The 6548-nt window shown below is 68.1% G+C and carries 9 protein-coding genes; 1 reads left to right on the forward strand and 8 read right to left on the reverse strand.

The annotated features are described in order from the left end of the window. Positions 1-2: 2 nt before the first annotated feature. Positions 3-758: a helix-turn-helix transcriptional regulator gene (locus tag ABWI07_RS27265; protein WP_149257737.1), complete on the reverse strand. Its 756-nt coding sequence runs from the start codon at positions 756-758 to the stop codon at positions 3-5. 237 nt (positions 759-995) lie between these two features. Between ABWI07_RS27265 and ABWI07_RS27270 the strand changes: the two genes are divergently transcribed. After that, positions 996-1184: a hypothetical protein gene (locus tag ABWI07_RS27270; protein WP_149257736.1), complete on the forward strand. Its 189-nt coding sequence runs from the start codon at positions 996-998 to the stop codon at positions 1182-1184. Here the strand turns inward: ABWI07_RS27270 and ABWI07_RS27275 are convergent. The 7 genes from ABWI07_RS27275 to ABWI07_RS27305 form a co-directional block, all read right to left on the reverse strand. Continuing rightward, positions 1181-1684, reverse strand: a complete 504-nt coding sequence (locus ABWI07_RS27275; protein WP_149257735.1) for a DinB family protein — start codon at positions 1682-1684, stop codon at positions 1181-1183. The two genes, ABWI07_RS27270 and ABWI07_RS27275, sit on opposite strands and share 4 nt — an antisense overlap. 68 nt (positions 1685-1752) lie before the next feature. Continuing rightward, positions 1753-2247 carry an SH3 domain-containing protein gene (locus ABWI07_RS27280; protein WP_149257734.1) on the reverse strand — a complete coding sequence of 165 codons (495 nt, stop codon included), beginning with the start codon at positions 2245-2247 and terminating at the stop codon, positions 1753-1755. Positions 2248-2568: 321 nt separating this feature from the next. Then, positions 2569-3711, reverse strand: coding sequence for a tyrosine-type recombinase/integrase (locus tag ABWI07_RS27285; protein WP_353820201.1), 1143 nt, complete (start codon positions 3709-3711; stop codon positions 2569-2571). Between the two features lie 120 nt (positions 3712-3831). Continuing rightward, positions 3832-4128 carry a helix-turn-helix domain-containing protein gene (locus tag ABWI07_RS27290; protein WP_353820202.1) on the reverse strand — a complete coding sequence of 99 codons (297 nt, stop codon included), beginning with the start codon at positions 4126-4128 and terminating at the stop codon, positions 3832-3834. 57 nt (positions 4129-4185) lie between these two features. Beyond that, positions 4186-5913 carry a cell division protein FtsK gene (locus tag ABWI07_RS27295; RefSeq protein WP_353820203.1) on the reverse strand — a complete coding sequence of 576 codons (1728 nt, stop codon included), beginning with the start codon at positions 5911-5913 and terminating at the stop codon, positions 4186-4188. Positions 5914-5972: 59 nt separating this feature from the next. After that, entirely contained in the window at positions 5973-6317 is a 345-nt protein-coding gene (locus ABWI07_RS27300; protein WP_353820204.1) for a hypothetical protein, read from the reverse strand. 29 nt (positions 6318-6346) lie between these two features. After that, on the reverse strand, positions 6347-6548 hold a 202-nt coding region (locus ABWI07_RS27305; RefSeq protein WP_353820205.1), incomplete at its 5' end, for a hypothetical protein.

Here is a 6548-nt window from a genome sequence, read left to right on the forward strand (position 1 = left end):
GATCAGTCGGCGGTCGGACGTCCGATCGGTTCGACCGGCCCGCCGTCACCTTCCGTGGACGGCTTCCCCTCGCGGCGAAGATAAGCCAGGCAGAGGTGCGGCGCGATCATGGGGTCCAGCCGATCCGCGATCAGCGGCACGTCCATCTGGGCGAGTGCCCCCTGGATCAGGCCCAGATGCAGGGAGCACGCGACGTCCGCGTGCTGGTCGGCGATATCACCGAAGGCGCAATTGTGCACCCGGAGCCGGATCTCCTCCGGATCCGGGTGCTCGGCGTCGTGTTCGAACTCCGGACTGAAGCCCATGCCGGCCATCAGGCGGTTGAGCCGCTCGAGAGCGTCCGCGAGACGGAGGCGCTGGAACGGCGCGGGAGCATCGGTGAGATAGCGTCCCCACGCACGGCCGGTCTCGATCGCGGCCTCGCGCGGATCGGGCAGCATGCCGGCGACGAGACTTGCGAGCATCCCCGCGAGCAGCCGGTAGCTCCGCCTCCCGTCGTCGCCTGCCGCCCGGTACATCGAACGCGGACGTCCGGGCCGGCCGCGATCCTCGGTCACCCGCTCCACCAAGCCCGACTCGACCAGACCGTCGAGATGGAAACGCGTTGTGCTGGGATGCAGCCCGGCCCGCTCGGCGATCTCCCGTATGCCGAGTGGTCCGGAGCCCGCGGTCCTGATCAACTGGAGGACCCGGGCGCGGCTGTCGCCGAGGGTCGCCTCCGCCGAGGGTTCCGTGTCCACCCAAGCGTCGCCGTCCATGTGACGAGTTTATGCATACCCGCTAGTGCAAATAGGTCAGGAAACCGGCGTGGGCCGCTCATCGGCTGCTGCGGTACAGAATGGTCGCGGGTCTGAGCTAGGGATCAGGCGGGATCACGCATGAGAAGACGCCGGGGAAGCGCGTGACCTCTGAGGGACGTAGGGCAGGCATAGAGTCGCCTTAAATCCGCCTTAACCAGGGTGGGGACGCCGTGGAGCGCGCCTACCGTGACCGGCATGAGACGCCCCCGCCCCCAGTACGTCGCCGCCGGCCTCATCGGCGTCGTCGGCCTCGTCGTCGCCGTCCTCATCGCCGTCGCGGGAATCGTCGCCAGCGGGAACGTGCCCACCGCACCCAGCTCGTACACGATCCGGGTGGTGGGCCTCGCGGACCCGCACGACCTCACCCACGCGCCCGGGGGCTAGCCCTCCTCGCGGACGTGGTCACCGGTCGCGCCGTCGAGCAGTTCGCGGAGGATGTCCATGTGGCCGGCGTGCCGCGCCGTCTCCTCGACCATGTGGATCAGCACCCACCGCAGGGAGACCTCGGCGCCGTGCCAGGCGGTGCCCCGGTCCTCGAGGCCCAGCTCCTCGATGACCTTGTCGGACGCGGCCCGCGCCCGCCCGTAGAACGCGGCGATGCCCTCGATGGTCTCGCCGGGCTCGATCCTGAGGTCGGCCTCCGGGTCGTCGTCGCTGAACGGAAGCGGCTCGGTCTCCCGCCCGAACGTCCTGGAGAACCAGTCGTACTCGACCGCGGCGAGGTGCTTGGTCAGGCCGAGCAGGCTCGTGCCGGACGGGGTCATGGGGCGCCGCGCCTGCTCCTCGTCCAGGCCGTCCAGCTTCCACAGGACCACGTCCCGATGCCGGTCGAGGGCGGCCTTCAGACTTTCCTTCTCATCACCGGTGTACGGCACTTCTTCCATGCGGGGACGCTATCAGCGCGACCGAACCGGGCCGGAGTCCTGGGGACGCCGGCCCGGTGAGCTTGCGGTCAGCAGTTGAAGTACTTGACGTACCACTTACCGACGGTGTCCCCGTTGTCAGGGCCGAGTTTGTAGTCGGCGATCCAGCGGTGGGGAGTCATCATGACCCACAGGTAGCCGTCCCTGCGCTCGATGGTGTCCCAGTCGGTCTTGACCTTGGAGTCCCTCGCCAGGACGCCGACCACCGGGTAGTCGAGGCTCGGCCCGGTGCGGACGTTGAGCCCGTTCTCCGGCAGGACCTCCCCGTAGCACCAGTGGGCGCGCCCCCCGTCGCGGGCGAGGAGCCGGTTCATCGCCTCGGCCGCGCCCTGCGGCCCGACCTCGATGGCGCCCGGACCGTGGCCCTCCTCCTGCGGCTGCGAAGGGCTGGGATGGGCCGCGTGTGACCCGTTCTGGCCCGGAACCGGCGGCGGCGCGGCCGAGGCGGCCGCGCCGAGCCCGAGCGCACCGCCGGTGAGCGCCGTAGCGGCCGCGGCGACGCCGAGCTTCATCCTTACGTGCATCTGAAACCTCCCCCTTGAGGCGGCGGACTTACACCAGCATGTTACCCAGAGTCATGCCACATGTGCAGAGAGTCGCGAAGCCACTTCTTACTCCCCCGACCCGGGCACCCCCACCCGCCCCCACAACCGAGTTCCCACCCGTCCGCGCAGGTGAACGACTCCAGCCCACCCTCCCCGACCACCCTCAGACGGGACGTGAATAAGGGTGGCTCAGGGGTTCCCTAAGTGAGGCCCAAGCCTGAATTTTGCGTTGATCCAGGTGGGAGAGGGGCGCCTTTGCGTCCGATGCCTTGGGGAGCCAGGTCGGGAGCACGCTCGCCCCTACGCGGACTTTGTGTTGCGGGTGAAGATGTCGTTCATGTGCTCTGCGCCGTCGCGGATCTCGGGCTTGAGCTGGTGACGGTAGACGGTTTCGGTGATCTTCGTGCTGGAGTGCCCGACGAGGATGCTGATCTTCTCTATGGGGACGTCGTGATCGCTCATGAGGGACACGAACGTGTGCCGTAGCTCGCGGGGGCACCACTCGGCGGGGTTGAGCTTCGCCGCCGTGAGTATCCGGCGGAACCGGTGCCGGACGTGTTGCGCGGTGTAGGGGCGTCCGTCCTCGTGGCAGAACACGAGATCGTTGTCCTGGTACGCCTCGCCGGCCTTGAGCTTCTCGGCCGCCTGCCTCGTCTTGTGACTGCGGAGCGCGTCCACGCCCATGTCCGCGATGCCGAGTCCGCGGCGGCTGAGCGCCGTCTTGGTCTCGCCCTTGTGGCGGTCGGCTCGCAGGACGTAGACGGTTGCCTTGTCCAGGTCGACGTCGCTCCACTTGAGGGTGCGGAGTTCCTCCGTTCGAAGTCCTGAGACGATCGCCAGGACGACGTATGCGCCAAACCGGTGCACCGGCTTGCTCGCCTCTTCGAGAAGCGTGCTCGCTTGCACCAGGCTGAGAGAGCGCGACTTGCGGGCGGGCTTGCCGTCCGGGGTGTCCACGAGTTCGGCGACGTTCCGGCCGATGCGGTCATGGCGCGCCGCTCTGCGGATCGAGCGCTTGAGGATGCTGTGGACGATGCCGAGCGAGGACGAGGTGAGGTGTTCGGCTCGGCCGTTGAGCCACGTCTCGACGTCGTCGGCTGTGAGTTCCTTGAGGCGCGTCCGTCCGATGAACGGGATGAGCTGATGATCGGCGAGTGACCGGTAGACCTCGTTGGTCTTCGGCGACTTGCCGGACTTGGCGAACGCGGCGAGGAACTCCTCTACCGCGTCCCGGACGTAATAGTTGCGGTCCGTCTTGACGCCCTTGCTCAGCTCTTCGACGGCCTCTTTGAGCTTGTCCTTGACCTCTGTCTTGGTACGCCCCTTTCTCTTGAGCCGCTTGCGCTTGCCGTCCGGGCCGAACCCGAGCGAGAGCGCGCCGGTGTATCCGTCGCCCTCCTCGTAGATCGACCCCTCGTACTTGCCGACCAGGATCTTTGCCAACGGATCCCTCCTCGTATCGGTCGAGGTCACCACTGACCATAACTCAAGACGTCCCAAGACGTCCCTAGGTTGGGAGGCCCGTTCTGCGGGGGAGGTCCGGCCGGGCCTCCCGTGTGGGTGTCAGCGCTTGGCCTCTTCGAGGGAGGGCTCTTCCAGGGAGGTGACGAACTCGGCGAGGTGCCGGTCAGTGATGCGGCGCAGCTTGCCGATCTTGATGCTGCGGAGTTGGCCGGTGCGGATCAGGAAGTAGACCTTGTCCCGTCCGATGCTGAGGATTTCGGCCACTTGCTCGACGGTGTACGCCTGCAGGGGACACCACCTCCTCTCACCCGGGCTTTCGTCCCGGGGCCGTGCGCGGATGTGGGTGGGGATCATCTCCTCGGTTGCGGTGTGTGTTCGTCTCTCGTCTCGTCTCATGGGCGTCTCAGCCGCCCATACGTGCAGACGCGCACGCGAGACGAGACGTTGAGACGATTACCGGGTGTGATCGGTCGCCTTGTAGCGGCCTCGTCCGACTTGGACGGCGTGGCCGGCTTTCACCAGTTCGGCGAGGCGCCGGTAGAGGGTGGGGCGGCTCAGCTCTGTGAGCATCAGAAGGTGGGCGATCGGGAGGCCCTCGTCTGGCGCGCCGTCCAGGGCTTCTCTCAGTGCTGTCTCGGCGTGGTCTTCGCGGGACGGCGCTACGAGGACGGACGGCTCGGAGGCTGGCGTCATGTGTGCCTCGTCCAGCGCGCGTAGGGAGACCTCGTCCAGCGTCGGACGGATGGGCGCGTGGCGCTCTGCTGTCTCGGCCACGGTGGCATCGGTGAGCAGGTAGGCGCGGCCTCGTCGAGGTGTGTCGTGTTCGGGTGCGGAGAGCAGGAACTTGCCGGGGGCGTTGAGGGTGTGGGCGTGCCATCCGGCGCTGAGCATCCCCTGTCCGAGGATGAGATCGACGTCCTTCCTTTCACGGACGCGGAAGCTCACGCGGACGTCCATCTGTGAGCGGACGGCGCCCTTGCCCATGGCTTTCTGCGTGGGGCGCTGGGTTGCTGCGATGAGGGTTACGGCGACGGCGCGCCCCCGTCGCGCGATTGAGTCCGTGTCGTTTGCGGCGTCGGGAGCGTCATCGGCGAGTTCGGCGTACTCGTCCACGACGATGACGAGTGCGGGGTGTTCCGGCGTCGGATCCCATACGCGCGCCCCGTTGGCTGTGAGCCATTCGGCACGTGCTTCCAGGACGGTGACGGCATCGCGCAGCATGGCGCGGGCTTGCTCCGGTGTGGTGGCGAGCCGATCGATACAGGACGCCCACGGCTGGAGCTCCATCCCGCGCTTGAGGTCGACGGCCCAGATAACGACGTCCCGGCACGCGCTGAGGTTGCCCATCAGGACGTTGATCCCGCCGCTCTTCCCGGAGCCGGCTACGCCCCCGAAGAGCCCGTGACGTCGCAGCAGCAGAACACGCGCCCCGGTCGCGTCCTCGAACGGGCCGAGGTCGATCGGTTCGGTGATGGAGGAGACGGACGGTCCCGGCCACGGGATCGCATCGGCGTGCGGGTCTCTGTCGAGTACCCGCAACTCGAACCGGTTGGCCTTGCCGTCGCGGGTCGGTGCGACGCGCACAGCGCCCCGGAACGTCCCGAGCGCCGACTCGATAGCCGGAACCTTGGCGATGACGTCTTGGATCGTCTGGCCGCGTGCCAGGGCGAACCGTGCGCGCCATCCCCACACGTCCACCACCGCGGATTGCGCGCGTGATCCGGCGAGCCCGACGTCCTTCGCGATTTCCGGCCACGCGGCTATCTGCCGATCGACTCGGACTCTGGCGCGCCGCCTCCGGTGCGCCCACCACGGCGCGGCGAGCGCGATTGCGCCCCCGGCGAGCATCACAGGAAGCGGCGGGATCGTGGGCCCGAGTGCCGTGGCCGCAGAAAGCCACCCACCGGCCCCCAACGCGACGGCAGCGGCATACAGCCGCTCGATTCGCGGCGAGAGGCCCAACCTCTCGCCGAACATGGTGAGAGCCCACGCCGCCAAGCCAGCAACGGTCAGCAGCCACGGCCACCACTCCGAGTGCGCGACGTGCAGGACTGCGCCCCCTACGGCGAGCGCAGCCACCAGGTAGACCGGTCCCAGTTCGGACCGGTACCGCCACAGGGCCCGCGCGAGGAGGACGGCGGCCACATCCGGGAACTGGTCGTCACGGTCGATGATCACCATGGGCTGCAACCCACTGCGCCGCATCTTCTGCGCATGCCGTCGCATCTGACGCGTCCGGCTCATGAGCGCCCCCAGGACTCCGCGGGAAGGTGCCCCTGCGCGCGCAGCTCATCGCGCAGGTAATACAGCGGATCCGGCTCACCGTCGCGGTCAGCTCTGAGAGTGGCTCGCCCCGCAGCCGCCAGATTCGCGCGGTCCCGCCGGACCTTCGCCAGCAGGGACGAAAGCCGGGATATCTCTGAGAGGAGCTGGGGAACATCGGCGAGCGCGGCGTAGAGCCGCGCCCACAGATCCTCGATGGACGGCATCGCCTCGGAAAGGCTGGAGAGGATCTCCCGCGCGGCCAGGCTCCGCGTTCGCACCTCTTGAACGTTGACTTGGACATGCGGCGGTGTATCAGGCACCAAGGCATCCCTCCCTTCGGTAGGGGACGTCAGTGCTGAGAAAGGGACCGGACGAGGACGGCCACCAGCCGGCGGATTTCCGGCGCGGCACTGGTCGCGGCGAGGAGGAACCCGAACAGCAGGCACACCGCGATGTGCCAACCGCGAAGCCCCATGTACCGCCACGCGACCCACACCACGGCGCCGAGGATCGCCACCAGGGGAACAGAGACGTTCACTGACGCACCCTCC

Origin of the sequence: Actinomadura sp. NPDC000600, assembly GCF_040492135.1 — a bacterium.
GTDB lineage: Bacteria > Actinomycetota > Actinomycetes > Streptosporangiales > Streptosporangiaceae > Spirillospora.